This is a genomic window from Nocardia sp. CC227C (assembly GCF_030767025.1).
Taxonomy (GTDB): Bacteria; Actinomycetota; Actinomycetes; order Mycobacteriales; family Mycobacteriaceae; genus Nocardia.
The window spans coordinates 395,604-422,117 of sequence record NZ_JASITE010000005.1; the positions used below are offsets into that span (position 1 = coordinate 395,604).

At 69.4% G+C, this 26,514-nt stretch carries 25 protein-coding genes; 11 read left to right on the forward strand and 14 right to left on the reverse strand.

The window, feature by feature from the left end; translation table 11 throughout:
- Window positions 1-13 precede the first annotated feature (13 nt).
- The gene (locus tag QMO76_RS12885; RefSeq protein ID WP_306361475.1) at window positions 14-1,648 is read left to right on the forward strand and encodes a long-chain-fatty-acid--CoA ligase; all 1,635 of its coding nucleotides are present in this window, start codon (window positions 14-16) and stop codon (window positions 1,646-1,648) included.
- 81 nt (window positions 1,649-1,729) lie between these two features.
- Here the strand turns inward: QMO76_RS12885 and QMO76_RS12890 are convergent, their stop codons facing one another.
- Genes QMO76_RS12890 through QMO76_RS12900 form a run of 3 tightly spaced genes read right to left on the reverse strand, consistent with a single transcriptional unit; the run spans window position 1,730 to window position 4,361 of the window.
- Window positions 1,730-2,587 (reverse strand): ABC transporter permease, encoded by an 858-nt coding sequence (locus QMO76_RS12890; protein ID WP_306361476.1) that lies wholly within the window; start codon window positions 2,585-2,587, stop codon window positions 1,730-1,732.
- Window positions 2,584-3,402: an ABC transporter permease gene (locus QMO76_RS12895; RefSeq protein ID WP_306361477.1), complete on the reverse strand. Its 819-nt coding sequence runs from the start codon at window positions 3,400-3,402 to the stop codon at window positions 2,584-2,586. The genes QMO76_RS12890 and QMO76_RS12895 overlap by 4 nt, the downstream gene beginning before the upstream one ends.
- The gene (locus QMO76_RS12900) at window positions 3,402-4,361 is read right to left on the reverse strand and encodes an ATP-binding cassette domain-containing protein (RefSeq protein WP_306361478.1); all 960 of its coding nucleotides are present in this window, start codon (window positions 4,359-4,361) and stop codon (window positions 3,402-3,404) included. The genes QMO76_RS12895 and QMO76_RS12900 overlap by 1 nt, the downstream gene beginning before the upstream one ends.
- A 202-nt stretch (window positions 4,362-4,563) precedes the next feature.
- Between QMO76_RS12900 and QMO76_RS12905 the strand changes: the two genes are divergently transcribed.
- The 3 genes from QMO76_RS12905 (at window position 4,564) to QMO76_RS12915 (ending at window position 6,688) form a co-directional block, all read left to right on the forward strand.
- Window positions 4,564-5,046: a hypothetical protein gene (locus tag QMO76_RS12905; RefSeq protein WP_306361479.1), complete on the forward strand. Its 483-nt coding sequence runs from the start codon at window positions 4,564-4,566 to the stop codon at window positions 5,044-5,046.
- Between the two features lie 119 nt (window positions 5,047-5,165).
- The gene (locus QMO76_RS12910) at window positions 5,166-5,900 is read left to right on the forward strand and encodes an ABC transporter ATP-binding protein (protein ID WP_306361480.1); all 735 of its coding nucleotides are present in this window, start codon (window positions 5,166-5,168) and stop codon (window positions 5,898-5,900) included.
- On the forward strand, window positions 5,900-6,688 hold the full coding sequence (locus tag QMO76_RS12915; protein WP_306361481.1) for an ABC transporter permease: 789 nt from the start codon (window positions 5,900-5,902) through the stop codon (window positions 6,686-6,688). The genes QMO76_RS12910 and QMO76_RS12915 overlap by 1 nt, the downstream gene beginning before the upstream one ends.
- Window positions 6,689-6,885: 197 nt before the next feature.
- Here QMO76_RS12915 and QMO76_RS12920 read toward each other — a convergent pair whose 3' ends face one another.
- The 4 genes from QMO76_RS12920 to QMO76_RS12935 all read right to left on the reverse strand — a co-directional run bounded on the left by QMO76_RS12920 (window position 6,886) and on the right by QMO76_RS12935 (window position 14,211).
- Window positions 6,886-8,631 (reverse strand): ABC transporter ATP-binding protein, encoded by a 1,746-nt coding sequence (locus QMO76_RS12920; RefSeq protein ID WP_306361482.1) that lies wholly within the window; start codon window positions 8,629-8,631, stop codon window positions 6,886-6,888.
- The gene (locus QMO76_RS12925; protein ID WP_306361483.1) at window positions 8,628-11,276 is read right to left on the reverse strand and encodes an ABC transporter ATP-binding protein/permease; all 2,649 of its coding nucleotides are present in this window, start codon (window positions 11,274-11,276) and stop codon (window positions 8,628-8,630) included. The genes QMO76_RS12920 and QMO76_RS12925 overlap by 4 nt, the downstream gene beginning before the upstream one ends.
- A 365-nt stretch (window positions 11,277-11,641) precedes the next feature.
- Window positions 11,642-11,893: a hypothetical protein gene (locus tag QMO76_RS12930; protein WP_306361484.1), complete on the reverse strand. Its 252-nt coding sequence runs from the start codon at window positions 11,891-11,893 to the stop codon at window positions 11,642-11,644.
- Between the two features lie 86 nt (window positions 11,894-11,979).
- Window positions 11,980-14,211, reverse strand: coding sequence for an MMPL family transporter (locus tag QMO76_RS12935; RefSeq protein ID WP_306361485.1), 2,232 nt, complete (start codon window positions 14,209-14,211; stop codon window positions 11,980-11,982).
- Window positions 14,212-14,310: 99 nt separating this feature from the next.
- Here QMO76_RS12935 and QMO76_RS12940 point away from each other — a divergent pair, with 99 nt between their 5' ends.
- Window positions 14,311-14,925 (forward strand): TetR/AcrR family transcriptional regulator, encoded by a 615-nt coding sequence (locus tag QMO76_RS12940; RefSeq protein ID WP_306361486.1) that lies wholly within the window; start codon window positions 14,311-14,313, stop codon window positions 14,923-14,925.
- Window positions 14,926-14,969: 44 nt separating this feature from the next.
- Here the strand turns inward: QMO76_RS12940 and QMO76_RS12945 are convergent, their stop codons facing one another.
- Window positions 14,970-15,428: a hypothetical protein gene (locus QMO76_RS12945; protein ID WP_306361487.1), complete on the reverse strand. Its 459-nt coding sequence runs from the start codon at window positions 15,426-15,428 to the stop codon at window positions 14,970-14,972.
- A 325-nt stretch (window positions 15,429-15,753) separates the two neighbouring features.
- Between QMO76_RS12945 and QMO76_RS12950 the strand changes: the two genes are divergently transcribed.
- Both QMO76_RS12950 and QMO76_RS12955 read left to right on the forward strand, forming a co-directional pair.
- On the forward strand, window positions 15,754-18,048 hold the full coding sequence (locus QMO76_RS12950) for an esterase-like activity of phytase family protein (RefSeq protein WP_306361603.1): 2,295 nt from the start codon (window positions 15,754-15,756) through the stop codon (window positions 18,046-18,048).
- Between the two features lie 94 nt (window positions 18,049-18,142).
- On the forward strand, window positions 18,143-18,595 hold the full coding sequence (locus QMO76_RS12955) for a helix-turn-helix domain-containing protein (protein ID WP_306361488.1): 453 nt from the start codon (window positions 18,143-18,145) through the stop codon (window positions 18,593-18,595).
- On the opposite strand, the gene QMO76_RS12960 is transcribed toward QMO76_RS12955, so the two are convergent.
- Window positions 18,571-19,023, reverse strand: coding sequence for a hypothetical protein (locus tag QMO76_RS12960; RefSeq protein ID WP_306361489.1), 453 nt, complete (start codon window positions 19,021-19,023; stop codon window positions 18,571-18,573). The two genes, QMO76_RS12955 and QMO76_RS12960, sit on opposite strands and share 25 nt — an antisense overlap.
- 202 nt (window positions 19,024-19,225) lie before the next feature.
- Here QMO76_RS12960 and QMO76_RS12965 point away from each other — a divergent pair, with 202 nt between their 5' ends.
- The 3 genes from QMO76_RS12965 to QMO76_RS12975 are packed head-to-tail and all read left to right on the forward strand — an operon-like array spanning window position 19,226 to window position 20,926.
- Window positions 19,226-19,585 (forward strand): hypothetical protein, encoded by a 360-nt coding sequence (locus QMO76_RS12965; protein ID WP_306361490.1) that lies wholly within the window; start codon window positions 19,226-19,228, stop codon window positions 19,583-19,585.
- Window positions 19,554-20,090, forward strand: coding sequence for a DUF6879 family protein (locus QMO76_RS12970; protein ID WP_306361492.1), 537 nt, complete (start codon window positions 19,554-19,556; stop codon window positions 20,088-20,090). Before QMO76_RS12965 ends, QMO76_RS12970 begins: the two co-directional genes overlap by 32 nt.
- On the forward strand, window positions 20,087-20,926 hold the full coding sequence (locus tag QMO76_RS12975; RefSeq protein ID WP_306361493.1) for a helix-turn-helix transcriptional regulator: 840 nt from the start codon (window positions 20,087-20,089) through the stop codon (window positions 20,924-20,926). The genes QMO76_RS12970 and QMO76_RS12975 overlap by 4 nt, the downstream gene beginning before the upstream one ends.
- 4 nt (window positions 20,927-20,930) lie before the next feature.
- On the opposite strand, the gene QMO76_RS12980 is transcribed toward QMO76_RS12975, so the two are convergent.
- The 5 genes from QMO76_RS12980 to QMO76_RS13000 all read right to left on the reverse strand — a co-directional run bounded on the left by QMO76_RS12980 (window position 20,931) and on the right by QMO76_RS13000 (window position 25,851).
- On the reverse strand, window positions 20,931-21,815 hold the full coding sequence (locus QMO76_RS12980; protein WP_306361494.1) for a metal ABC transporter permease: 885 nt from the start codon (window positions 21,813-21,815) through the stop codon (window positions 20,931-20,933).
- A gap of 2 nt (window positions 21,816-21,817) precedes the next feature.
- On the reverse strand, window positions 21,818-22,582 hold the full coding sequence (locus QMO76_RS12985) for a metal ABC transporter ATP-binding protein (RefSeq protein WP_306361495.1): 765 nt from the start codon (window positions 22,580-22,582) through the stop codon (window positions 21,818-21,820).
- The gene (locus QMO76_RS12990) at window positions 22,579-23,445 is read right to left on the reverse strand and encodes a metal ABC transporter substrate-binding protein (RefSeq protein WP_306361604.1); all 867 of its coding nucleotides are present in this window, start codon (window positions 23,443-23,445) and stop codon (window positions 22,579-22,581) included. The genes QMO76_RS12985 and QMO76_RS12990 overlap by 4 nt, the downstream gene beginning before the upstream one ends.
- A 145-nt stretch (window positions 23,446-23,590) precedes the next feature.
- Complete coding sequence (locus QMO76_RS12995) at window positions 23,591-24,973, reverse strand: hypothetical protein (RefSeq protein ID WP_306361496.1); 1,383 nt, start codon at window positions 24,971-24,973, stop codon at window positions 23,591-23,593.
- A 143-nt stretch (window positions 24,974-25,116) separates the two neighbouring features.
- Window positions 25,117-25,851 (reverse strand): TIGR02206 family membrane protein, encoded by a 735-nt coding sequence (locus QMO76_RS13000; RefSeq protein ID WP_306361497.1) that lies wholly within the window; start codon window positions 25,849-25,851, stop codon window positions 25,117-25,119.
- A gap of 54 nt (window positions 25,852-25,905) precedes the next feature.
- Here QMO76_RS13000 and QMO76_RS13005 point away from each other — a divergent pair, with 54 nt between their 5' ends.
- Entirely contained in the window at window positions 25,906-26,511 is a 606-nt protein-coding gene (locus QMO76_RS13005) for a phosphoribosylanthranilate isomerase (protein ID WP_306361498.1), read from the forward strand.
- Window positions 26,512-26,514: the final 3 nt, after the last annotated feature.

Sequence of the window (26,514 nt, forward strand, 5' to 3'; positions counted from 1 at the left end):
AGACCGGAGAACAATGAGCAACGTCACCGAGCTGCTGTTCGAGCAGCCCGCGTCCACTACCACCGGACTGTGGAGTGGAAGCGACACAACGGAATTGGCCTTCCACAGCTGGGAGCGGGTGCGCTCCCGCGCCCGCCGGATCGCGGGCGGTCTGGCGGGGGCGGGCGTCGAGCACGGCGGATCGGTCGCCATCCTCGCCGGTGAACCCGCCGACGTGGCTGCGCTGGTGCAGGCGAGCTGGATGCGCGGCGCGGCGTTCACCATGCTGCATCAGCCGACGCCCCGCACCAATCTGGAAACCTGGGTGGCCGACACCCGCGCCGTGGTGGCCATGCTGGGTGCGGCGGTGATCGCGGTCGGCGAGCCGTTCGCCGCGGCCGTGCGCGACCTGGATCTGGGCGCGCCGATCGTCTCGGTCGAGGACCTGGCGGCCGCCACCGAGGTGGAGCCGGTGCCCGCCGCCGAGGACGATATCGCCATTCTCCAGCTGACCTCCGGCACCACCGGTGTCCCGAAGGCCGTCGCCATCTCGCACGGCAATGTCCGGCAGAACCAGCACGCCATGGTGGCGGCCGCCGGGTTCCGGCCCGAGGACGTGGTGGTCAGCTGGCTGCCGCTCTACCACGACATGGGCATGGTGGGCATGATGCTGACGCCCATGCTCGCGCAGGCGACCGCGGTCATCACCACCCCGCTGGCGTTCCTGAAGAGCCCGCTGAAGTGGGCCGAGTACATCACCCGGTTCAACGGCACCTACACCGCCGCACCGAATTTCGCGTACTCGCTGCTCGCCCGGCGGCTCAAGCGCGCCCCCGAGGGCGCGTACGACCTGTCCACCCTGCGGGTCGCGGTGAACGGCGCGGAGGTCATCGACGAGAGCACACTCGACGAATTCGTCACGGAGGCGTCGCGTTTCGGCCTGCGGCCGGAGGCCGTCATGCCCGCCTACGGCATGGCCGAGACCACCCTGGCGGTGTCGTTCGCCCCGGTGACCGAGATGTTCTCGGTGGATGTCATCGACGGCGAGGTGGCCGAGCGCGACGGGGTCGTGCAGCGCGAGCAGGTCCAGCGGACACGGTCTCTGGCCAAGCTGGGCGCACCCGTGCCGGGTATCGAGCTGCGCGTGGTCGACGAGAGCGGCACCGTCCTGCCCGCCGACCGCATCGGCAGCATTCTGGTGCGCGGTGACGCGGTGACCACGCGCTACCTGGGACCGGACGGGTACTCCTCGGCGGTGGACGCCGAGGGCTGGCTGTCCACCGGCGACCTCGGCTATGTCACCGAGAGCGGCGAGATCGTGGTCACCGGACGCAAGAAGGACGTCATCATCGTGGCGGGCCGCAATATCTCGCCGACCGTGGTGGAGCGGGCCGCGGGTGTCGTCTCCGGCGTGCGTCCGGGCGGCGTGGCGGCCGTGGCGGTGCGACTGCCGTCCATGGCCCGCGAGGGCATCGCGGTCATCGCCGAATCCGATGCGGCCGCCGACGCCGATGAGGCCGAACGGATTCGCAAGGAGGTGGCGCGCGCGGTGTACGACGATGTCGGCATCGCGCCCGCCGTGGTCACCATCGTGACGAAGGGGGCGCTGCCGAAGACCCCGTCGGGCAAGCTGCGCCGCTCGCTGGCGACCAGCCTGATCCCGGCCTGAGGTCACGACAGGCGTCGCAGGCCAACAACGAGAGCGGGGCCGGATCGGAATTCCGATCCGGCCCCGCTCTCGGCGTACGGGTCAGCGGCGCTGCTCGGCGGCGTGGCGGTAACCCCGCGCCGCCAGCGGACCGAAGACGACGATCAGGCCGAGGGTCCACACCACCGTGAGGACGAGCGGTTTCGCCACCGCGCCGCTCTCGGTCAGGCCGCGAATGGCATCCACCGCCGGTGTCATCGGCTGGTGCCGCACCACCGGCTGCAACCAGCCCGGATATTCGGAGACCGGCGCGAAGCCGCCATTGAAGAACAGCAGCAGCAGGAACAGCCCGCCCAGCTGCTGCACGGCCTGCCGACCCGAGGCCACCGTGGCCATGGCGATCACCGGCACCGCGATGCCGACCGCGAACACCATGGGCACCACCACCGCGCCGACGGCGGCGGCGATCCCGTGCTCGAAGCGGAACCCCAGCGGCACCGCCACGGCGAACAGCACCACGGTCGCGATGCCGGTGCGCAGCGCCTCGGCGAGCAGCCGCCCGGCGATGAAGCCCGCGCGCGGCACCGGCAGCGTCCAGGTGCGCGCCAACAGCCCGGTATCACGTTCTCGGATCAGGCTGATCGCCGTGGCGAGGGTGCCGAACAGCGCACCCACCAGCGCCACCAGACCGGTATTGCCGTACACGCTGTCGCCGCCGCCCATGGCGGTCACCGTCTTGCCGAGCACCAGCTGGAACATCAGCAGCATGAAGGCGGGAAAGACCAACGACTGCACCACGATGCCTGGATCGCGCGACCAGGAGCGCAGCAGCGCGCCCGCGTGCACGAGCGATTGCCGCAGCAGCGGAACAGCTCGGCGCGGTGGCCATGTAGTGGATGCGTCGGTGGAATCGATTGCGGTGGCACTGGATTCGGTTGAGGTCATGGCTTCCTGATTCATCGGCTCACCTGCGTCCGCCCCGCCGCGACGATCGCGATGCCGCCCGCGGTGAGCAGCGCCGCCGCCCAGACGAGAGCGGCCGTCAGGTCGATTCCGGTCCCGGTCGCCAGCGTGCGCAGCGCATCGGTGAACACCGACATCGGCTGATTGCGGACGAACGGCTGCGCCCAGTCCGGAAACCCTTCCGCCGGAACGAGTCCCGTGGACGCCATCACCAGGATCAACTGCGGGATCATGAGGATGCTGGCGATGGACACCGAATTGCGCGCGACCGTGCCGACCGCGTCGGTGAGCATGCTCAGCGCCAGCCCGAAGACCACCACCAGCGCCAGGAAAGCCAGTGTGTGCCAGGCGGACCCGTGGAACCGGAAGCCCAGCGAGTAGCCGATGCCGAGACCGCCCACCAGGGCCAGCAGCATGCGCACCACCACCCAGGCCATCCGGCCCAGGAACGGCGTGACGCGCGGGATGGGCAGCGACATCATGCGTTCGTGCACCCCGGCCCGCGCGTCGTGCCCGGCGGTCTCGGTGGCGGTGATGGCGGTGAACAGTCCGGCCTGCAACAGAATGATCGGGGTGAGGAACTGCGCGTAGTCGCCGCCGCCCAGTTCGAACTGCCGGTGCAGCGGCACGTAGAAGCAGACGAAGAAGACGACCGGCCCGAACACGGCGAAGATCGCGTCGCCGGAACGGAGCGCGGCCACGATCTTCTGCCGGGCCAGGGTGGCGGTGGCCGCGCCCAGTCGCACCGAGGCGCGGGCGACGCCGCCGCGCGCCGGGGTGACGGATACGGGAGCGAGGGTGGTCGATGCCATCAGTGCTGCTCCGTGAGTTGCAGGAACACCTCGTCCAGCGACGGCTGCCGCAGCCCGATGTCCACCACGTCGATGCGTTCGCCGCGCAGCCGCGCGATCACCTCGGACACGGTGTCCATGCCCTCCGGGGCGCGGACCACCAGGCGCGGATGGACGGTACTCGCGGCGGCGCTCCCGTCCGCGGGGGCCTCGACCAGTTCGAATCCGTCGAGCAGGGACAGCACCCGCGCGGTGTCGTCGCGCTCGATCAGGGTGACCTCGCAGACGGCCGCTCCGACTTGCTGTTTCAGCTGGCCGGGCGTACCGGCGGCGACCACCGAGCCGCGGTTGAGCATGACGATGTGATCGGCGAGCCGGTCGGCCTCCTCCAGATACTGCGTGGTGAGCAGCACGGTGATGCCCTCGCCCCGCAGTCCGGCGACGGTCTCCCACACCGCGGCGCGGCTGCGCGGGTCCAGGCCCGTGGTCGGTTCGTCCAGGAACAGCACCTCCGGGCGGGTGACCAGCGCGCTGGCGATGTCCACGCGCCGCTGCATGCCGCCCGAGAGCGCACCCACCCGGCGATCACGCACCGCCGCCAGATCGAACTGCTCGACCAGTTCGTCGATCCGGACCTTCAGCCCGGCCCCGCGCAGGCCGGTGAGCTTGCCGAAGACGGCCAGGTTCTCCACGGTGGTGAGTCCGGCGTCCAAGGCGGCGTACTGCCCGGTGAGCGAGATCAATTCGCGCACCCGCGCCGCGTCGGCGACCACGTCGTGCCCGCAGATGCGGGCTCGTCCCGAGGTCGGCCGCTGGAGCGTGGACAGCAGTGTGACGGTCGTGGTCTTGCCGCTGCCGTTGGGGCCGAGCAGGCCGAGCACCTCACCGGGCGCCACCTCGAAAGATATCCCCTGCAACGCCGAGACCTCGCCGTATGTCTTGACCAGATCGGCGACCTGTATGGCGGGTTCGGTCGACACCTTGCATCCTTCCGTACTTTTATTAGGCAAGGCTAGACTAACTTACCGCGAGTGTAGGTGTGACCTGCCTCGCTCCGCACCAATCACTTTGGGAGACCTCACACTTCGGCGGCCATACTCGACTTAGGATTGACTTGCCTAATTTGCCTGGCTAGCGTGTGCTCTCGCTGCACGTTTCGCACGCTGTTCGAGAAGGGCTGTCATGCCAAAGTTCATCAAAGTCGTCGCCATCGCCGTCTTCGCCGCCATCCTCGGCCTGGGCTTCGCGCAGCCCGCGTCCGCCGATGTGTCCATCCGCGATTCGCAGGTCTCCGACCTCTACGTCCGCGCCGACGTGCCGAGCCTGCACCAGATCGAGAAGCAGTTCGCCGCGTTCTGGAACCCGAACATCGGCATGGACGCCAAGGTGGAGGTGAGCTACAACGGCCCCAGCGCCCGCGGCGCGCTCGAGCGCGTCATGAGCAACAGCGCCACCATGGACTTCTTCTCCATCCAGGGCCGCGCGCTCGGCCCGGTGAACGTCGCCGGCAACACGATGTCGGTCCAGGTCGAGGGCCTGATGGCGGGCTTCCCGGCCACCAGCACCACCTACCACTACATCCGCGAGGGCGGCCTGTGGAAGTTCGACTGGAAGAGCATCTGCCAGTCGATGCAGTGCGCCGGCAACCCGGACTTCGGCTACTGAGCCACCGCTGACACCGGCGCGACCCCCTGATTGCGTCCACGCGATCCGGGGGTCGCGTTGTCGTGTCGGCACCGGAGAGGAACGAATCCGATTGTGAAACAGCTAGTCAGGACTGCCCTATGATCAGCGTTCGCGGTGTGTCCAAGCGCTTCGGCGACACCGTCGCCGTGGACGACGTCAGCTTCGAGGCCGAACCGGGGGCCATCACCTATCTGCTCGGGCCCAACGGCGCGGGCAAGACCACGGTCATGCGCATGATCGCCGGGCTGGCGCGGCCGAATTCGGGGTCGATCACCATCAATGGCAAGACCCTGCACGACTTCCCGAACACCCTGCGCGAGATCGGGTTCAGCCTCGGCGCGTTCGCCCGCAATCCGCAGCACACCGCCACCCAGCACCTGCGGTGGCAGGCGCGGCTGGGCGGTCTGCCCACCTCGACGGTCGGCGCGGCACTGGAGCGGGTCGGGCTCGAGCGGGTGGCCGGGCGGCCGGTCGGCAAGTTCTCCTACGGCATGTTGCAGCGGCTGGGCATCGCCTCGGCGCTGCTGGGTGATCCGAAGACCGTCGTGCTGGACGAACCCGCCAACGGGCTGGACGTCGAGGGCATCCTGTGGTTGCGCGAGCTGGTCGTCGGTCTGGCGGCGGAGGGCAAGTGCCTGCTGGTGGCCTCGCACAATCTCACCGAGGTGGAGATCACGGGTACCCGGATCGTCATCATGGGCAAGGGCGCGGTGCTGTCCGACACGACCAAGGAAGAACTGGTGGCGAAGGGAACCGAACCCCGGCGGCTGGAGTCGGCCTACATCGACATCACCAGCGGCAGTGTGGAATACGCGGCCGGAGGTGCGCGCTGATGTCGATCGCCTACCTGGTCCGGGCCGTCCGCGCGGAAATGGCGAAACTGTCGTGGCGCAGCTCGGTGTGGTACTCGGTGGTGCCGCTGGCCGTGCTGATCCCGGTCGCGATCAACTTCGGCATCGCCAAGGCCACCCAGTCCAACGCGTTCCGGGGCGCGGGCGGCATGGACACCGACAACGCCGCCTACTGGATCCTCATCTTCTCCACCTTCATCCTCATGTCGGCCGGAGTGTCCTCGCTCAGCGCGGAATTCAAGGACCGCACCGCCGAGACGGCCTTCGCGATCCAGCCGCGGCGCTGGATCCTGCCGGTGGCCAAGCTGATCGTGTTCGGCGCGATCTCCGCCGTCACCGCCGGGCTCACCACCTTCGCGCTACTCGCCGGATTCCCGCGCGTATTTCCCGAGATCTGGGGTGAGGTCGACGCTTTCTCCGCCGACGGCGTGCGCCTGCTCATCGCGGTGCCGATCTTCGCCCTGCTCATCTGCGCGCTGGGGCTGGGACTCTCGGCGCTGGTGCCCAAGCCCGGCCTGGTCGTCATGATCGTGCTGCTGTGGAAATTCGGCATCGAGGTGTTCGTCACCTTCATTCCGGGCGATCTCGGGCTGCTGCTGCAACGGCTGTCGCCGTTCAAGAACGGTGAACTCGGCGTGGGTCAGCTGGCGACCATCGAGAGCTACTTCGGTGGGCAGAACGGCTCGCTGGTCTACTTCGCGGCACTGTGCGTGGTGATCTTCGTGGTGGGCACCGTGCGGCTGTCCATGGTCGATACCCGAAGCGAGTAGAGCGAGTAATTCGCCGCCGTACCCCGCGAGCACGAACCGCATACGAACAGGCCGCCCGGCCGGAACCTTCGGGTTCCCGCCGGGCGGCCTTCGGTCCTTCGTGGCCTTCGGTCCTTCGTGGGCTTCGGTCCTTCGCGGCCTTCGGTCCTTCGTGGGCTTCGGTCCTTCGCGGACGTGCGCGCGAATCCGCCGGGCGGTCAGACCCGTTCGGCGGCGGCGATCCGCCAGCCCGCGGCGTTCTGCTGATGCGCCCAGAACTCCGCGAAGCGCCCCGAGGCGTCCAGCAGTTCCCGCACGGTGCCGTCCTCCACGACGCGCCCGTCCTCCAGGAAGAGCACCCGGTCCGCGCCCGCGATGGTGGACAGCCGGTGGGTCACCACGATGCGGGTGCGACCGCGCGGATCGTCACCGATGGCGGCGACCACGGCGGCCTCGTTCTCCGCGTCGAGCGCGCTGGTGCCCTCGTCCACCAGCAGCACCGAGGACTCCTTCAGTAGGGCGCGGGCGATCGAGACCCGCTGCCGCTCACCGCCGGACAGCGCGGTGCCCTCATCGCCGACGAGGGTGTCCAAGCCGTCGGGCAGGCGGTCGGCGAAGGCGTCCACCCGCGCCAGCCGCAGGGCGGTGGCGAGCTGCTCGTCATCCGCGTCGGGATTGCCCGCGAGCACGTTCTCCCGGATCGTCCCGGCGAACAGGTACGGCTGCTGGAACACCATGCTGGTATCGGCCGGGCGGTGCGCCGCGTCCACCGACGCGCGGTCGACGCCGCCGATCCGGACGCTGCCGGAGGTGGGCGTCTCCAGGCCCGCCACCAGTGCGAGCAGGGTGCTCTTGCCGGAGCCGGACGGGCCGACGACGGCGGTGGTCTCCCCGGCCCGGAATTCCAGATCCAGTCCGTCGAGCACCGGCGCGCCGTCCCCGTAGGTGAAACGCACGTCGCGCAGTTCGACCGCGGCGGGCTCGCCGTCGGCCCGGTCCGCCGCGGGCGCGCCGGCCGGTCCGCCCGCGTCGATGACGGTCCGGATGTCGCGCAGGGCGTTTCGGCTGGTCTCCACCGCGGCAGCCAGATCGCCCATGGCGGCGAACGGCTCCAGGAAGCGCACCACGACCACGATGAGCGCGATGGCCTCCGGAATGCCGATGGTGCCGCGTACGGCCAGCCACGCGGTGGTGCCGGCGAGCAGCAGCAGCGCGATCTGGCTGGCCAGGCTGAACAGCACCTGGCCGGGGATGTTCAACAGCAGCAGGCGAACCGTGGCACCGTGTTGGGCGGCCAGCGCCGCGCCGGTCTGGCTGCGCTCGGGTTCCACCCGGCGGGCCGCGCGCAGCGCGGCCTGGGTGCGCGCGAATTCCAGAATGCGTTCGGTGAGCGCGCTGTTGGACTCGGCCGCCACCCGATCAGCGTGCCGGGTGATGCGCCCGGTCGCCCACAGCGCGCCCAGCAGCAGCGGCACCGCCAGCAGCGCGACCAGCGCGAGTTGCCAGGCGATCGGAATCAGCGCCAGGGCGATGGCGATCGGCAGCAGGATCGCCTGGATCACCGGGGTCACCAGATAGCCGACCAGACCCACCAGATCCGGTCCGGTGGTGGCGATGGCGCGGCGGGTGGTGGCCGCGTTGTCCTCGCTGAACCAGCGCAGCGGAATGCGCGCCACCTGCGTGGAGACGTCGCGCTGCGCATGGTCGAGGATGGTGAAGCCGAGGTCGAAGCCGACCCGGGAGGCGATCGAGTCCACGATCCAGCCGCCCGCCACCGCGACGGTCAGCAGCGCCACCCAGCGCCAGGCGTCGGCGGGGGTGTCGCCGAACAGCGCCGAGACCAGCGGCACCACGAACACCACCGCGATGGCGCGCAGGATGGTGGAGATGACGGTCAGCGCGAGATAGCGGGCCACCAGGCCGCGCTGCTCGGCGGGCAGCAGCATCAGTATGGTGCGCGTCATCGCACGGTCTCCTTCACATCGGCGGCGACGGCTCCGGCCTGCCACAACTGCTGGTAGCGGCCCTCGGCGGCGATCAGTTCGCCGTGGGTGCCGGTCTGGGTGATGCGGCCTTCCTCGAGCACCACGATCCGGTCGGCCTCGGTGATGGTGCGCAGCCGGTGCGCGATCACCAGCACGGTGCGGCCCACGGCCAAGCGGTCGATGGCCTGCTGCACCAGGTATTCGGATTCGGGATCGGCGAAGGCGGTGGCCTCGTCCAGGATCAGCACCGGGGTGTCGGCGAGCAGCGCCCGCGCGATGGTGAGGCGCTGCCTCTCACCGCCGGACAGCGTGGTGCCGGAACCGAGTTCGGTGTCGTAGCCCTGCGGCAGCCGCAGGATTCGCTCGTGGATCTGGGCGTCGCGGGCGACCCGTTCGATGGCGTCGTTGGAGGCGTCCGGGACGGCGAGGGCGATGTTCTCGCGCACCGTGCCGCGGATCAGCTGGGTGTCCTGGAAGACGAAGCCGATGCGGGTGTACAGCTCGTCGGGGGTGAAGCTGGTGATGTCGCGCCCGCCGACCCGGATCGAACCGCTCTCGATGTCGTGGAAACGCGCCAGCAGCGCGGCCAGAGTGGACTTACCGGCCCCGGACGGGCCGACGAGCGCGGTGACGGTGCCCGGCTCCAGGGTGAGCGAGATGTTCGCGACCACCGGGACACCCGGGCGGTAGCCGAAGGTGACGTCGTCGAATTCGACATGGCCCGGCTGCTTCTCCGCCGCCGACCCGGAGTCGCCGTCGCGCACCGCGAGTTCGGGCTCGTCCAAGGCCACCTGGATGTGCTGGGCGGCGAGGCGGCCCTCCCGCAGCCCGGACAGGCCGTAGCCGATGCCCAGCAGACGCGAGCCGAAGGTGGTGCCCAGGAACAGGAACGGCAGCAGGTCGACCGGGTCGATCCGGTCGGACACCACCAGCGCGGTGCCCACGGTGAGAATGAGCCACAGGAAGGTGACCGGGCGGGTGATGAGGTCCATGGCGGACTTCTTGCCCACGAACGGCCGCTGCCAGTTGTCCAGGAAGCGGATGTAGTCGTCGAGGCTGCGCCGGAACGGTGACGCCGCCGCGCCGCCGAACACGCGGATCACCGGCTGGCCGTCGAGGTAGGAGGTGGCCTCGGCGTTCATGCGTTCGGCCCAGCGCTGCGACTGCATGATCTTGGGTCCGGAGGACGCCATCATGGTCAGCATGGTGAAGACATAGCCGAGCACCGGGACCAGCAGCACCAGCGCCAGCCGCCAGTCCACCCAGAACAGGTAGCCCAGCACGGCCAGCGGCGCGACCACCGCGGCGACCGCGTCGGTGACGGCGTGGGTCACCAGGTAGTGCAGCGAGAGGGTGTCGCCGGTGATCAGCTTGTTGATCTTGCCGGAGCCGCGGGCGGTGAACCAGCCCAGCGGCAGCCGGGCCAGCTTGCTCAGCAGGCGGCCGCGCAGATCGCGGCTGAACCGGGCGTCCACGGTGTGCAGCCACAGTTGCAGCGCCGATTCCAGCACCGCGCCGAACGCGAACAGGCCCAGCGCCCACAGGCCCAGGGACCACAGGGTCGATTCGTCGCCGCCCGCCAGCAGCTCCCGGGCCAACTCCACCAGCAGCAGGAAGGGCGCGAGCTGGACCAGGGTGACCAGAACCTGGAGGATGCCCGCCACCCACAGCTTGGCGCGGATATCGGCGAACAGGCGGCTGCCCGCCTGGGAGCGCCAGCGTCCGCGCGGCGCGGCGGCGGGGGTGTCGGCGCTCGGTGCGCTCACGGCGGGGGCGGCCGGGGTGTCGACGGCCGGTTCGATGACCGTCACGGTCTCGTCGACCGGTGCCGCCTCGGCGGCGGCCGGGGCGTTCGCGGCCTGCGCGCGCTCGGAGCCGTCGCGCTCCTTGCCCATGGACCGACCGTGCACCCAGTACGCCTGGGCGTAGACATCGCTCTTGGGGAAGCCGAAGTCGTCCTTCAGCCGCGCGCGGATGTGTTTGAGCGACTTGGACTCCGGACCCGCCCACGCGTACCAGTTGGACCAGTCGCGGGCCTCGAGCGCGGCGGCGAAGGAGTTCTCCGAGGTGCGGGGCACCCAGTGCACCCGGGCGCGCGGATGCTCGGTGAGCGGGATGAGCAGATCGTCGTCGTGGTGCTTCTCCAGGTACACCTCGATCGCCACCTGCGGCGGCACGGCGGCCAGAATCGAGTTGATGGCCGGGATCGAGGCGGAATCGCCGATCAACAGGTACCCGGCGGGCAGATCCTCGGGGATCGGGAAACCCTTGGAGCCGAACGAGGCCACCTCGACCGTTTCCCCACCTGTGACCCGGCAGGCCCAGGCCGAGGCCGGTCCGGCGGGTTCGTGCAGCACGAAATCCACGGCGAAGCGCCCGGTTTCGAGATCCGCCTCGGCAATGGTGTAGCCGCGCTGGAATTCGGAGTCGGAGCCTTCCGGGTCCGGGAACCAGATCCGCAACCAGGCGGTCGGTTCGAGCGTGATCTCCTCGAAAAGGCTGGGCGAGGTCAGCCAGACCCGCAGCATGCGCGGCGTCGTCTGTTCGGTGTCGAGTACCGTTGCCGTGTGGTACTGAACGCCGAAGCCGCGTAGCACCGCCCCCTGAAACCCTCTGCGCGCCATTATCGCCTGTCCTCCGATCGATGTGCGGCGGAGGCGGCCCCACCTCAGCGCCAGCCGCACAGTCTCTCAGCTGGGGTTCCCACCTCCGACTTTGGGTAGCCTACACATACTTGGCACGCTTCGGACCAGTAGACGGCCACCGATCCACGCCGACAAGATCGAAGATTCGACCCGGCCGGATTCGGGTACTCCCTGCCCAGCGAGCCATCGTGGAGTCGAACCGAACCCGGAGGCCGACGATGATGTCGAAAAAACGTACGGAATTCCGCTCGCCCAACACCGAGATGGCCGACACGCCCACCGAGCGGCCACGCCCCAACCGCTCGGCCTGGGGTCACACCCGCTTCGACGCGCAGATCGCGCGCCTACGCCGGGAAGCCCTGGCGGCACTGGACGAATCCGACCGCGCCTAGCCGCGCCGTCGCATGAGGGACCGGCGTTCGTCCGTGACGGCCGCCGGAACCGCCGGAGCCGTTCGGCTGAGTCGGAATGTCGATCCCCTCCACCATCACCTGCGGTTCGGGCAGGGTGGCAGCGGCGATGGCGTAGGTGCGCCCGGCCGCGCTGAAGGTGACCCGCTCGGCGACCAGCCGGTTGGCGCGCAGTTCTCCGATCACCTCTCCGATCACCTCCGATGCCAGTTCGGCGGCCTCGTGCGCGACGTCCGGTTCGAACTCGAGTTGCCCCGTCTGCGCACGCTCGCCTATCCGACCGGCATCGACGGCTGGGCCCCCGCCCGCGCGGGTGTCCCGGGCAGGTCGTCGTCGTGGGAATCGAAGCGGGCGGACAGTTTGCGCAACGGTGCGGGAGCCCACCAGTTGGCGCGACCGGCCAGGCGCATGAAGGCCGGGACCAGGATCGCGCGGATGATCGTGGCGTCGACGATGATGGCCACCGCCGTGCCGATGCCGAGCATCTGGAGGTACATGACGCGGCCGGTGGCGTAGAGCGAGAAGGAGACGGCCAGGATGACCGCGGCGGCGGTGATCAGCGGGGCGGCGCGTTGCAGGCCCTCCAGCACGGCGCGGCGGTTGTCACCGGTGGCGCGGTAGCGCTCGGCGATGCGGGAGAGCAGGAACACCTCGTAGTCCATGGAGAGGCCGTAGGCGACGCAGAAGAGCAGGATGGGGAAGGCCGGATCCAGGGTGCCGATCGGAGTGAAGCCGAGAGTCGATGCGAGCGCCCCGTTCTGGAAGATGAAGACCAGTGCGCCGAACATCACCGCGAGGCTGAGCAGGTTCAGGACGATGGCTTTCAGCGGGATCAGCAGGCTGCCCGACATGAGGAACACCAGCACGAAGGTGACCACCGCGATGAGCACCGCGACCAGGGGGATGCGGTCGGTCAGCGTCGCGCGGAAGTCGGTGAGCTCGGCGGGATAGCCGCCGACCAGCACGGTGTCGAACGGCGTCGGGACCGCGCGCAGCTGTGCCACGAATCCGGGCACGTCGGTGCCCGCGAGCACTTCCCGCAGCGGAATCGCCTCCAGCCGAGCGCCGGTGTCGCCGACGAAGCGCTCCGGATGCGGCGCGGCGCGCACCGCGCGACCGTCCACATAGACACCGGCGGCCGAATTCACCTGTGCCACACCGTCGATGCGGGACAGCTCGGCGGCGTAGCGGGCGATGCGGTCCGCGTCCACCTGCCGACCGTCCGGCGCGACGAAGTGGACGGCGTCATTGGCTTCGACGGTGAAGCCGGCGCGCAGTTCGTCGTACGCCTGCCGGGTCGAGGCGCTGGGCGGCAGCACCCGGTCGTCGGGCAGGCCGATCCGCATACCGAGGGCGGGCGCGGCGAGCACGGCGATCAGCAGCAGGCCCGCGATCGAGAAACGCACCGGATAGCGCATGACGGCATCGCCCAAGCGATACCAGAAGCCGCCTTCGGTGTCGGCGGCGGCGCGGGGGCGGCGCGGCTGCGCGCGGTGGCCGATCACGGCCAGCGCCGCGGGCAGCAGGACCAGTGCGCCGAGGCAGGCCATCAACACCACCAGCACCCCCGCGTACGCGAACGACCGCAGGAACGAGTACGGGAAGACCAGCAGCACCGCCAGCGCCGCCGCGACCGTCGCGCCGCTGAAGAGCACCGTGCGCCCGGCGGTGCGCACCGAGGTGATGACGGCATCGGAAACCGTTGCGCCCCTGTCGAGTTCCTCACGGAACCGGGTGATGACGAACAGGCTGTAGTCGACGCCCAGACCGATCCCCATCACCAGCGTGATATTCGCCGCGAAGGTCGAGACGTCGGTGAGGGCGGCGACCCCGCGCAGCGCGGCGAGGGTGGCGACCACCGAGAACACGCCGACGCCCAGCGTGCACAGCGCGAGCCGGGTGCGCCGGAACAGCAGGAGCAACAGCAGCAGCATCACGGGCAGGATGATCACCTCGGCGCGCAGGAAGTCCTGCGCGGCCTGGGCGCTGATCTGACCGGAGGCCGCCTCGGCGCCCGCCACCTGCACCCGCACGGTGTCGTCGGATCGGGTGTAGGCGGGCAGCAGCCGGTCCACGATCTCGGCGCGCGCCTCGGTGGCCGAGCCCGCGACATGGGCGAGGACCACCGCGTGCCGACCGTCCCCGCTGCGCATGGTCGGATCACCGTCCTCGGACCAGTACGACCAGGCGTCGGCGACGGCGGGATCGGCGTGCAGTTCCGCGGTGAGCTCCCGCCCGGCGGCGGCGACCCGGTCGGCGTCCACATCGCCCTCGGGCGCGGTCACGAGCAGGATGAAATTGGCGTTTCCCGTGTGGAATTCGCGCTGCAAGAGCTCCTGCGCGCGTACCGATTCGGTGCCGGGAGCCTCCCATCGGTTCAGGATCATCGCACCCATCGCGCCCGCGCCGATCACCCCCAGCACGATGGTGAGCAGCAGCCCGGCGGCCAGGACCGGCCGGGGTCGGTGGGCGAGAAGGATGCCGAGTCGGTGCAGTACAGGCATGGGTGGACTCCGTCGGTCTGCTAGCCTTGGCGATTACGAGAGACGTCTCGTGTTTTTGAAATTACGAGAGACCTCTCGTATTTGTCAACAGGAGGTGCGATGCCCCAAGCCCGCCCCGTCCGCCGTCAGGAGCGCGGCAAGCAGCGCATGTCCGTCATCCTGGACGCCGCACTGGAACTGTTCGGCGAACTCGGCTACGAGGCGACCTCGACCAATGCCATCGCCACCCGCGCCGGTGTCTCGCCCGGTTCGCTCTACCAGTTCTTCGCCAACAAGGAGTCCATCGCGGAGGCCCTCTCGACCCGCCTGGTCGACGCCTTCCGCACCGCGCACGCCTCCGCCTTCGATCGCTCCGATCTCGCCGAACTCCCCCTCGACGAGCTCATAGACCACCTACTGGACCCGTTGATCGCCTTCAACCTCGACAACCCCGGGGCCAAGGCGCTGTTCACCAACCCCGATATGCCACCCACCCTCGCCCAGGGCACCAAACCCCTCCAGGACGCCGTCCTCGGCCGCGCCGAAACGGTCATCGCCACCCGCTACCCCGACCTGCCGACCACCGACCGCCGCCGCGGCGCCCTCATCGCGGTCCAGATCGTGCGGGCGACCATGCCCGCCATCGTCGCCGCGGCCGAACCCGAACGCACGGCCCTGATCCGCGAGACCAAGCGCGCCCTGCGCGGCTACCTCACCGAACTCGCTCGCCGCTGACGCGGTGCGGATACCGCGGAGCGCGTGTCCAGGCAGCGATGCGGTCAGTTACCGAAACCGACCAGTGCGTCGGACAGGTTCTCCACCTCGAGCACCTCGAGGGCCTGCTGGCGCACATCGGGGCAGGTGTTGGTGGTGGCCTCGTCGATGATGGTGGTATCGGCGATCACCTCGTCGTTGAGTCCCTCGTTGCGGATGGCCCAGTTCTGCACGGTGCCGTTGAAGGTGACCTTGGCGAGGGTCGCGCCCTGGTCGCGCCAGTTGTCGAGTTCGGGCTCGATCATGTCGCACAGCTGCTGGGCGGCGGCGGGCGTCACCACGTCCTCGTCCTCGCCGGGAGCGGTGGTGGCCGTCGCCGTGGTGGTGGCGAGATCCGGCGTGGTCATGGTGGTGGTGTCCTCGACGCCGGGCTCGTCGTCCCCGCAGGCCGCCAGCATCGCCCCGGCCGCGATGAACCCGGCGGCCACGGTGGTACGAACGATCTTGTTGCAGGACATCGGCATAGCTGCCTCCTCGTCAGATGTGGGAACCTCTACGGCGGCGTTACCCGGACAGCACCGATTGATGCGGGCAATGCCTCAATCGAGGTACACCCCGCGGTCACCCGTGGTGTTCCGTCCGCGCGGACTCTTCCTCGGTCTCGGCCAGCCGGTAGGCGCGGTTGCGGATCCGGTTGCGCAGCGGCGGCTGGCTGCTGTCGGTCCCGTGGGTGTTCGACGGTCACGAGTTCATTCCGGCGCTACCTGACGGCTACCCGACTCCGCCACGATCACCGGGTTCCCCCGCCCGAGGGGAGAAGATCGTTGCGAGGAGTACGGTGTGGCCGGGATGAGACAGTGGCGACTGGGTGCGGCGGTCGCCGCGGTGGCGGTGCTCGCCACGGCGTGCGGGTCCGACGACCGGCAGGCGGGTCCGGCGGCCGCGCCGGGCTGGGAGCGCGACGCCGCGAACAGCTACCACCGGCTGGCCACCTATCCGATCTTCGAGAATCGCCCGGACGGGGTGGCGGCCGACGCGGAGACCTCCGCGGAGATCTCGGCGGTCACCGCCGACGGCAACACCCTGATCTACACCGACGCGGCCGGAAAGCGCATCGGTTTCGTCGATCTCAGCGATCCGGCCGCCCCGAAGGGCGTCGGCACGCTGTCGCTCGAGCAGCTGGGCCACGCCGACGATCAACCCACCTCGGTAGCGGTCGCCGGTGAGTACGTGCTGGTCGTGGTGGACAGCAGCGGCGGCGACTTCACCGCGCCGTCCGGGCGCGTGGACGTGGTGCGCATCAGCGACCGCACCAAGGTGCACAGCATCGACCTGGGCGGGCAGCCGGATTCGATCGCGGTCAGCGAGGACGGCGCCCGCGCCGCCATCGCCATGGAGAACCAGCGCGACGAGGAGTTCACGCCGCCGGGCGGCGAGGAGGGCGATCTGCCGCAGCCGCCGACCGGCTTCGTGCAGGTCCTGAACCTGACCGGCGAGCCGCGGCAGTGGGCCGCCACCCCGGTGCGCATCGACGAATCCGCCGCTCGCGCGGCCGGTTTGGCAGCGCCCGAGGATCTCGAGCCGGAGTACGTGAGCTTCAATGCCCGCGGCGAGGTGGCCGTCACCCTCCAGGAGAACAACGGCATCGCGATCATCGACGCCGCCGCCGCGACCGTGCGGAAGGTGTTCTCCGCCGGACAGGTGTCGGCCGATGGCATCGACACCGCGAAGGACGGCCGGATCGACCAGAGCGGATCGCTGAAAGATGTCGCGCGCGAACCGGATTCGATCGCCTGGATCGGCGATGACCACGTGGTGACCGCCAATGAGGGTGACTGGAAAGGCGGCTCGCGCGGCTGGACCGTCTTCGACGCCGCCTCCGGCGCGGTGGTGTGGGACGCGGGTAACTCGTTCGAGCAGCTGGCGGTGCGCGTCGGCCTGTTCAACGACAAGCGCGCGGCGGCCAAGGGCACCGAACCCGAGGGCATCGCGGTCACCGAGCTGGACGGCGTCCCGGTGGTGCTGGTCGGTTCGGAGCGCAGCAATTTCGTTGCGGTGTACGACGTCTCGAATCCGGCCGATCCGGTGTTCCGGCAGGTGCTGGCGACCGGTGTCGGCCCCGAGGGCATCGTGCCGATTCCGAACCGGAATCTGCTGGCCGTCTCCTCCGAGGTGGACGACGCGGAGGCCGGGGTGCGCGGCACCGTCGGCCTGTTCGGCTACGGCTCCGAGTTCGCCGACGGCGGCGTCCCCGAGTTCCCGTCGATCGTCTCGGCCGACGCCGACGGCAAGCCGATCGGCTGGGGCGCGCTCGGCGCGCTGAGCCCCGATCCGGCGGCCGCCGACCGGCTGTTCACCGCCACCGACAATGCCTACGGCCCGGCCCGTATCCTCGGCGTGGACGTCTCGGCGACACCGGCCGTGATCGACACCCAGATCGCCGTCACCGACAACGGCACGCCCGCGGAACTGGATATCGAGGGCCTGGCGGCCCGAGCCGACGGCGGTTTCTATCTGGCCGTCGAGGGTGCGGACGGCCCCGGCAACCAGGTGCTGCGGGTGGCGGCCGACGGTGCGATCGAGCAGCGGATCCAGCTGCCCGCCGAGATCGCGGCCGGGCTCGGCAAGCAGGGCCTGGAGGGCGTCGCGGTGCAGGGCTCCGGCGACGACGAGACCGTGTGGGTGGTGCTGCAACGCGAGCTGAAGTCCGATCCGAAGGGTGTGGCCCGCATCGGCAAGTACCGGCCTGCCTCGGGCGAATGGCAGTGGTACGGCTACCGGCTGGACGGCACCGACACCGAGGGCGATTGGATCGGCCTGTCCGAGATCGCGGTCGACGGCGATTCCCTGCTGCTGCTGGAGCGCGACAAGCTCAGTGGCCCGAATGCGGCGCTCAAGGCGGTCACCCGCGTCGCCATCCCGACCGAGGCGGGCGTGACGGGCACCGACGCGCCGACCGTGCTGACCAAGACCACCGCCCACGATCTGCTCCCCGACCTGCGCGCCACCCGGGGCTGGGTGCAGGAGAAGGTCGAGGGCATGGCCATCGCGGGCAATGGTGAGCTCTACGTCGTCACCGACAACGACGGTCTCGACGACGCCACCGGCGAAACGGTGTTGCTCCGCCTCGGCACCCTGGACTGACCCGCAACGGCGAAGGGACGGCCGCGGACCGAGTGATCCGCGGCCGTTCCTTCGCCGTGAGCGCAAGAAGCGACAGACCCGACTCGACCTGTGCATGGCGGCACGACGGCTCGCCGCCGAACAGGGCCTGGACGCGACGACGACCGACGACATCGCCAAGGCGGTCGGGGTCTCGCCGCGCACCTTCTTCAACTACTACGAGACCAAGCTGGACGCCGTGGTCGGCCCGGTCGGCGAGATCGGAACACCCGAGGCGCGAACGGAATTCGTGGGCCGAACCGGTCAGCAAGCCGTCGGAGTGACGGGCGGCGGCGCCCAGCGACGCGAGCGGGGCGGGCCGGTGGGCAGGCCGAAATCCTGCCGGAAGCCCGCATACCGTCGACGCGCCGGGCACACCCGGTCCGACGCGGGCACGCCGCGACACCACGAGCGCCTGGATACGGCGGTCGAGGTCCCATGGTCGGGACCGGCGCGAGTCTCAGGCACGAGTCTCAATGTGGCGGTGGCGGTTTCACTGGTCCTCTACAAACTCGCCGGACTGTGCTGAGCCGGATCCGCGGCATCGGGCGAGTCCGGGTCCGGCGGGACCGCACACCGGGCGTAGGTCTGCTCCGGCCGCACGGTGATCACGTCGAGCCGCTCGACCAGCGATTCCGGCACCCGCCCGCCGTCGAAGTGCTCCGGCCCGGGAACGATCACGGCTTCGGCATCGAGCCTGGTCGCCTGCGCCTTCAACCGGGCCAGCGGCGGACGCCCGAAACTCGGGTCGTAGACGATCATGTCCGCGAAGTCGTAGCCGAGTCGCGCCGCGACCCTGCGTATCTCGCGCTGATCCCGGAGCCGCGCGGTGCCGGACACATCGGTCCGGAGATAACCGATCGCCGTCGGCCTACTACGCATGGGAACTCGCCGCGGCCTCTCCTGGTATTCCAGGACACCCCCGGGGAACACGAAAAGCCCGGTACGCACATTCATTTCGACCGCTCCTCACTGGTGACCGACATCGAATGGCCCGAATGGACCGGAACGAGAAACGAGGTTCCGGATCTCACGCTACGAATCGGAGCGTCCGCAGGGCCAGAAGTATGACAAAACTTTCCCATCTTCGCTGAACTGCTGGATCTATGAATCGAACGGGCGGATCATGAACAACAGCACGGAAAGTCCGTGCATATAGATGGAAACGGAGCTGACCATGCTCTTGGATTTCCTCGGCAAGGGCGGATCGGGCCTGAACGACTGTCCGACGCTCTTCGCAACCGACCAGGGCAGTTACGCGGTCATCGGTTGGGCCACCGACCGGACGGGGACAGTCGAGATCCCGCACCTGCTACTCGGCTTCCTGGAGCCGAACACATTCATCGGTGCCCGGTTGGAGGACACCGGCCGAGGCACATTCCTGGTATCCGGTCGCCCCATCACGGAGCGTGAGACGCTGGACCAGCTCGCGATGGAGACCTATGAGGCGCCTATCGAGGTTCCGAAGGTGGAAAGGACGTTCTACGGTGCAACTGCTTCGCGGCAACCCGTGGCCTGACCTGTTCGGACAGTGCCATCGAGAAGCGTTCCACCTCGAGGTCAGAGATACCTACGCCGTGCCGGACGAGTCGGAACCGTTGCGGCGGTTTCTGAATGGAGAGCCGGACGACAGCAGCTGGTTCGAACCGTGGGCGCAGCTCATGCGGGCGACGACCGAGCGGGGTGTGCGGGTGACCCGTGTTCGCGTCGTCACCGTCCCGCATGTGGACTACCAGCGGTGGCTGCTCGCGCTCGCGGCGCTGAACACCGCAGCGGGAGAGGATATTCGGTACCTGCCCAGACATCTGGCCGGGACCGTGCCCGCGGACGACTTCTGGTTGTTGGACGACGCCCGGGTGGTGTTCAACCTTGTCGATGAGAACGGGCGCGCTGCCGGAGCGGCGGCCATGACCACCGACCCTCGGATCGCGGAACAGTGTCGACAGACGAAAGAGCGCCTATGGCCCCTGTCCACCCCGTACGCGGATTACGCCGGTGAGCACGCGGCTGACATCCGGAGGTGAGTAGCGGCGTTCAGGAGGCTCGGCAGGCGCTCGGGCAGCGACTTCGAGAGATCCGGCGAAGGGCTGGCATCTCGGGCCGTCAGCTCGCGCGCCTGTCAGGCTGGCACGAGACCAAGGTCTCCAAGATCGAATACGGCAGGGTCAAACCATCCGATGCCGACATCCGTGCCTACTGCACACATGCGGGCGCGGGTGACCAACTCGACGACCTGCTGGCCACCGTCCACAACATCGACGCTGCCTACCTGGAGTACCGGCGTCAGCACGCGGCGGGACTGCAACGGGGGCAACAGAAGTCGGCCAGACTGGCCGAACGCTCGAAAATCGTGCGCATCTTCCAGCCCACCATCATCCCCGGCATCCTTCAGACAGCCGAGTACGCCGAGAGCATCCTGCGGCACTCCGTCGAGTTCTACCGGCTACCCGACGATGTGGACGGCGCGGTCGCCGAACGGATCGAGCGCCAGCAGTTCTTGTACCGCGGCGACCGTCGGTTTCACATACTCGTCGCCGAGCAGGCGCTGCACACGTCGGTTGGCACCGACAACGTGATGCTCGGACAGCTGGACAGACTCCTGGCGGTGGTCGGGCTGTCACGAGTTCTGCTCGGCATCATCCCGGCCCGGTCGGTTCCACCCATGCAGACGACGAACTTCGTGATGTTCGACAACCGGCTGGTGACCGTCGAGTCGATCACAGCCGAGCTGAGCATCACCCAACCGCGCGAACTCGCGCTCTATGGGCGGGCGTTCGATACATTGGCACGCCGGTCCGTCACCGGGGACGAAGCTCGGGGACTGATCCGGAAGGCGATAGCCGCGCGGAGCACCCCGTGACGGTTCACACCGGCACCTCGGCGGTCTCCTGGGTTCGGCCGCGGCGGCGAGTGCCGATGGTGCGGGTGATGATGCCGCGGGTGGGGGCGAAGAGGTAGGCCAGGGTGAAGGCGATGCCCTGGACCACGACGACCATGCCTCCGGGGGCGGTGTCCACGTGGTAGCTGATGTAGAGACCGGCGACCGAGCACACCACCGAGATGGTGGGGGCGATGAGCAGCATGTGGCCGAAGCGGTCGGTCAGCAGGTACGCGGTCGCGCCCGGGATGATGAGCATGGCCACCACCAGGATGACGCCGACCGCTTGCAGGGCGAGGACCGCGGTCAGGGCGAGCAGGGCCAGGAGGGCGGCGCCGAGCAGGCGGGGGCGCAGGCCGATGGCGTGTGCGTGGGTGGGGTCGAAGGCGTAGAGGGTGAAGTCGCGGCGTTTGAGCACCAGGGCGGCCATGACGATGGCGGCGAGGATCGCGATCTGGATCAGTTCCGAGCGGCCCACGCCGAGCAGGTTGCCGAAGATGATGTGGTTGAGGTCGGTATTGCTGGGGGTCACCGACACCAGGACCAGGCCGAGGGCGAACAGCGTGGTGAAGACGATGCCGATGGCGGCGTCCTCCTTCACCCGGCTGGTATCGCGCACCACGCCGATCAGGGCGACCGCCAGGAAACCGAAGAACACCGCGCCCACCGCGAACGGCGCGCCGACGATGTAGGCCAGCACCACGCCCGGCAGCACCGCGTGCGCGACCGCGTCGCCCATGAGCGACCAGCCGACCAGCACCAGCCAGCAGGACAGCGTCGCGCACACCACGGCGGTGATCACCGTGGTGGCCAGGGCGCGCACCATGAACTCGTAGCGCAGCGGATCGACGAACAGTTCGGTGAGTGTCATGGTCAACTCGCCTGCGCCAGTACACCGCTGTCGGAGACATCCATACCGAATGCCAGCGCCAGCTTTTCGGGCCGCAGCACCTCGTTCGGGTCGCCGTGCGCCAGCACCCGACGCATGAGCAGCACCGCTTCGTCCGCCAGTGCGGGCAGCGCGTGCAGATCATGGGTGGACACCAGGACGGTGGCGCCCTCGTCGGCCAGTTCCCGCAGCAGCGCCGAGATGGTGGCCTCGGAACGCTTGTCCACCCCCGCGAACGGTTCGTCCAGCAGCAGAATGGTTGCGCCCTGGGCGATTCCGCGTGCGACGAAGGCCCGCTTGCGCTGTCCGCCGGAGAGCTGGCCGATCTGCCGGTCGGCCAACTCGGTGAGTTCCACCCGCTCCAGCGCGTGCGCGACCGCCTCGCGGTCGGCGCGGCGCGGCCGACGGCTGAATCCCATCCGGCCGTACCGCCCGGTCATCACCACATCACGCACCGACAGCGGGAAATTCCAGTCCACGTCCTCGCTCTGCGGCACATAGCCCAGGGCGCCGGAGCGGCGCGCGGTCGCGGGTGCGCCGCCGTTCACGCGCACCGTGCCCCGATCCGGCTGCACCAGGCCCATAATGGCCTTGAACAGCGTCGACTTGCCGGAGCCGTTCATGCCGATCAGCCCGCAGACCCGCCCGGGCCGCAGGGTGAGGCCGACCCCGTCCAGCGCCAGCACTTCACCGTAATGGACTGCGACATCGTCGATTTCGATGGCCGGTGTCTCGATGGCGCGAGTCATGATCTCGCTCCCCTCAGCGCGGTGGTGATCGTCCGGACGTCGTGCCGGATGAGGTCCAGGTAGGTGGGGACCGGGCCGTCGGCCTCGGAGAGCGAATCCACGTACAGCGTGCCGCCGAAACGCGCACCGCTCGCCTCGACCACGCGTCGCATGGGCGCGTCGGAGACGGTCGACTCGCAGAACACCGCCGGAACCCGGTTGGCGCGCACGAACTCGATGGCCGAGGTGATCTGCTGCGGCGTCGCCTGCTGTTCGGCGTTGACCGGCCAGATGTACTTCTCGGTGAGTCCGGCGTCCCTGGCGAGATAGGAGAACGCGCCTTCGCAGGTCACCAGGGCGCGCTCGTTGGCGGGCAGCTCCGCGAGGGTGCCGGTCAGCTCGTCGTGCACCTGTTGCAGCTGCGCCTGATACGCCGCGCCATTGGCCTGGAAGTCGGCCGCGTGCTCCGGGTCCAGGTCGGAGAACGCGCGAACCATGTTGTCCACGTAGATTTTCACGTTCAGCGGTGACATCCACGCGTGCGGGTTGGGCTTGCCCGCGTAGGCGTCCTCCCCGATGGGGATGGGCGTGACCCCCTCGGTGACCACGATGTGCTCGACATCGAGATCGGCGACGAACTGCGCGAACCACGCTTCCAGGTTCAATCCGTTGTCGAGGATGAGGTCCGCGGTCGACGCGGTGCGGATATCACCCGGAGTCGGCTCGTAGCCGTGGATCTCCGCGCCGACCTTGGTGATCGACTCGACGGTGAGGTGGTCCCCGGCCACATTGCGGGCGATATCGGCGAGCACGGTGAACGTGGTCAGCACCACCGGCTTCCCGTCCCGGTCGGCGGGGCTGCCGCAGGCGCTCACGGCCACCATGGCGACGGCGAGCAGTGCCAGGGCGAACGCGCGGAAAAGCGAACGATGCAACGGGTGGAGCAAAACCTTCACCTGTCGAATCGTAAAGTTCGGCTTACCTAAATTTCAAGTCCAGAGTTCCAAAGAAACCGTAACGACCGGTAGGTCATGCTGGTGGCGGCTCCGGACGACTCGGCCGCACCACCACCGCACCGGGCCGGGCGGAGGTGGTGGCGGCGGTCGCCCGGATGCGGGCCCAGCGGCGGCGAATCGCCTCCTTGGTGTCCGGCCGCAGGCGATACACCAGCAGCATGCCCGCCGAACAGCCCGCGGTGATCGCCAGCGCGACCACGCCGGGCGCGAGCGCACGCACCGGCTCGGTCGGGCGATACCAGCCCGGCGAATAGGCGACTCGTTCGAAATCCCTGCCCCACAACGCAACCGCCGCCGACGGCACGAACAGCACGGCGATGCACAGCGGCGGCACCGTGGGGAACAGCGGTGTCGCCGCGCCGAGGCAGTAGCCACCCACGAACGCCACCGCGATCCCGCCCACGACGGCCGGCACCTGACCGTGCACCCCGGCGGCGACCGCCAGCACCGCGGCCACGGCCAGCACCGCCGTGAGCGCCGCCGCCACCAGCGGCAGCCCGCGGCGGTAGCCGACGTACAGGCCGAGCCCGATGGCGGCGACGAACAGCGGCACCGCCCAGTCCGGACGCGGCACGGTGACCGGGGTGCTCCCGGCCGCGGCGAATGCGACCATGAGCAGCAACAGCAGGCCGTCGCGGCCGGGCAGGAACAGCGCGGCGACGGTGGCCGCCACCACGATGAGCAGCACGCCGACGGTCAGCACGGACAGGTCGCGGCCGTCGCGCGCGAACCATTCCGAGGTCAGCAGGATGGTGGGAAAGATGATGCCCGCGGCCAGAATCGAACGCAGCGGCACCACATCGACCAGTCGTCGCACCGTCACCGGTTGCCGCCGGTGCTCGAAGGCGCACACTCCGGCCGCGACGACGAGCACCGCCGACAGCCCCACCGACGGCGCGTCCAGCAGCAGCCGATCCACCGGCGCGGGCGATTCGCCGGGAGCGGGCGCGGGCGTGAAGTCGCCCAGCAGAATGCCCGCCATGGCGCCGAACAGGAATCCGCTCGCGGTGGCTCTGCGCGGCCAGGCCAGTGTGCCGACGACGCCCATCAGCACACCGGCCAGGGCCGAATCGATGTAGGTGAGCGTCGCCTCCGCCGCAATGGCGCTACTCCACAGCAACTGGTCGATCAACAGGGCGATACCGGTCAGCGTGATGGTGGCCCAGGCAATGGCGGTACTCATCATCAGGGCGAACACCGCCGCGAGAATGGTCACGAAGGCCGCCGTCATGGTGGCCCGCGGCACCTGGAAGACAGCCAGGTCTATCGAGGCCACCGAGTGCGCGGACGGGTCTTCGAAGGGGTCGATCGGCACCATGACGGTAAGCCCGGCGAGGGCGGCCGTCAGGCACACCGTTCCGGCTTCGAATCCCGCGCGCAGGCGCCGCACACCCACAACAATGACCCAATCCAGACGGTTCGGCAATGACCCGGCGACCTGCGGTGTGGCGGTTTGCCCCGCGCCCTCGGGCACTCGGCCAGCGACCCTGATCACCTCGCGCGATCCCGGCGACCTGGACGACTTCACCGCGGCCGTCCTCACCGACCTGGGTGGCCGACCTCGCTCCGGTCCGGCCGCCGGACGGTCCACGGCCAGGTCATCAGGGCCCACACCGTGACCAGGATGGCGGCGACGGTGGCCAGGTACCAGGGCCACGGGCCGAGTACGTCGAGCAGTGACGGGGTGCTGGGTTTGTCGTTGACGAAGCCGTAATTGGCGTCGACGAGCGAGTTGACCGTGTAGGTGACCGCGACCCAGGCCAGCGTGGCCAGCACCGCGAAGCGGTAGCTGCCCCAGTCGGGGCGCATCCCGATTCCCCAGGTCAGGTAGATGGCCGCCCAGACAACGGCCAGATGGATGACCCAGAAGGCGATGAATTCGGCGGACGGGAAATCGCGACTCTCCAGCGCCGGGGAAATGAGCGCCTGGGTGCTCAGCGTGAGACACCAGTAGTAGGTGAGCGCGTAGGCCCAGCGGGCGTGCGACCACAGGGCGTATCCGGCGACGAGGGTGGCGAGGTCGGTCAGGCGCAGCGGTATCGAGTGGTCGGCGGTGAACGGGATCATGGCGACGAGATAGATCACCGCGTACGACAGCAGCGTCGCCGCACCGAACGCCCGGGTGAAAAGCCTTGCCGCCCGGTCGTTCCGGTGCGCGCGTCCGATCCACACCACCGCGACCGCGCCCACCGCGAAGACGGCCAGCACGATCCAGTGCGACAGTCCGTAGGCCGAGAACTCCGACCGCGCCGCCACCAGCTCCACAGTCGACACTCTACGGAGGATGGGCCGCGGCGGCGGCCGCATCGCGTCGCCTAGGGTTTTCCCATGTTCGTGAAGCTGTGCGGCCTGCGTACCGAGGCCGATGTGGCGACCGCGGTCGCCGTCGGCGCTGACGCGGTGGGGTTCGTGTTCACCGCCAGCCCCCGGCAGGTTCCGGTCGAGCTGGTGCGACGTCTGCTGCGCGAGGTACCGCCGACGGTGCTGTCCGTCGGCGTCGTGCACGGCATCCCCGCCGGGGAGGCGGGTGCGCTGGCGCGGGCGGCCGGGGTGGACGCGCTGCAACTGCACGGTGGGTACCCGCGCGCGGCCTTCGACGAACTGTCCGACCTGCGCCTGCTGCGAGCCACCTCGCTCACCGCCGACACCGATGTGCGCACCGGCGCGTACGGCGAGGAATGGCTGCTGCTCGATTCCCCCGTCGCCGGATCCGGTGAACGCTGGGATCTCACCGCGCTCTCCGCCGACCGGCCGACCGGCCAATGGCTGCTCGCGGGTGGGCTGACCCCCGACAACGTGGCCGAGGCCACCGCCGTAGCCCGCCCGTGGGGCGTGGACGTGTCCAGCGGCGTGGAGTCCAGCCGGGGAGTGAAGGACCACGGCCGCATGCGCGATTTCGTGGCCGCGGCCCGCGGTACGGCCACCGGTCGCTAGCAT

What these genes read in the sequence shown, in the direction of transcription:
- QMO76_RS12885 (WP_306361475.1), top strand. Translation starts at nt 14, where the DNA reads ATGAGCAACGTCACCGAGCTGCTGTTCGAGCAGCCCGCGTCCACTACC.
- QMO76_RS12890 (WP_306361476.1), bottom strand. Translation starts at nt 2,587, where the DNA reads ATGAATCAGGAAGCCATGACCTCAACCGAATCCAGTGCCACCGCAATC.
- QMO76_RS12895 (WP_306361477.1), bottom strand. Translation starts at nt 3,402, where the DNA reads ATGGCATCGACCACCCTCGCTCCCGTATCCGTCACCCCGGCGCGCGGC.
- QMO76_RS12905 (WP_306361479.1), top strand. Translation starts at nt 4,564, where the DNA reads ATGCCAAAGTTCATCAAAGTCGTCGCCATCGCCGTCTTCGCCGCCATC.
- QMO76_RS12910 (WP_306361480.1), top strand. Translation starts at nt 5,166, where the DNA reads ATGATCAGCGTTCGCGGTGTGTCCAAGCGCTTCGGCGACACCGTCGCC.
- QMO76_RS12915 (WP_306361481.1), top strand. Translation starts at nt 5,900, where the DNA reads ATGTCGATCGCCTACCTGGTCCGGGCCGTCCGCGCGGAAATGGCGAAA.
- QMO76_RS12920 (WP_306361482.1), bottom strand. Translation starts at nt 8,631, where the DNA reads ATGACGCGCACCATACTGATGCTGCTGCCCGCCGAGCAGCGCGGCCTG.
- QMO76_RS12925 (WP_306361483.1), bottom strand. Translation starts at nt 11,276, where the DNA reads ATGGCGCGCAGAGGGTTTCAGGGGGCGGTGCTACGCGGCTTCGGCGTT.
- QMO76_RS12935 (WP_306361485.1), bottom strand. Translation starts at nt 14,211, where the DNA reads ATGCCTGTACTGCACCGACTCGGCATCCTTCTCGCCCACCGACCCCGG.
- QMO76_RS12940 (WP_306361486.1), top strand. Translation starts at nt 14,311, where the DNA reads ATGCCCCAAGCCCGCCCCGTCCGCCGTCAGGAGCGCGGCAAGCAGCGC.
- QMO76_RS12945 (WP_306361487.1), bottom strand. Translation starts at nt 15,428, where the DNA reads ATGCCGATGTCCTGCAACAAGATCGTTCGTACCACCGTGGCCGCCGGG.
- QMO76_RS12950 (WP_306361603.1), top strand. Translation starts at nt 15,754, where the DNA reads ATGAGACAGTGGCGACTGGGTGCGGCGGTCGCCGCGGTGGCGGTGCTC.
- QMO76_RS12955 (WP_306361488.1), top strand. Translation starts at nt 18,143, where the DNA reads ATGGCGGCACGACGGCTCGCCGCCGAACAGGGCCTGGACGCGACGACG.
- QMO76_RS12960 (WP_306361489.1), bottom strand. Translation starts at nt 19,023, where the DNA reads ATGAATGTGCGTACCGGGCTTTTCGTGTTCCCCGGGGGTGTCCTGGAA.
- QMO76_RS12965 (WP_306361490.1), top strand. Translation starts at nt 19,226, where the DNA reads ATGGAAACGGAGCTGACCATGCTCTTGGATTTCCTCGGCAAGGGCGGA.
- QMO76_RS12980 (WP_306361494.1), bottom strand. Translation starts at nt 21,815, where the DNA reads ATGACACTCACCGAACTGTTCGTCGATCCGCTGCGCTACGAGTTCATG.
- QMO76_RS12985 (WP_306361495.1), bottom strand. Translation starts at nt 22,582, where the DNA reads ATGACTCGCGCCATCGAGACACCGGCCATCGAAATCGACGATGTCGCA.
- QMO76_RS12990 (WP_306361604.1), bottom strand. Translation starts at nt 23,445, where the DNA reads ATGGTGGCCGTGAGCGCCTGCGGCAGCCCCGCCGACCGGGACGGGAAG.
- QMO76_RS13005 (WP_306361498.1), top strand. Translation starts at nt 25,906, where the DNA reads ATGTTCGTGAAGCTGTGCGGCCTGCGTACCGAGGCCGATGTGGCGACC.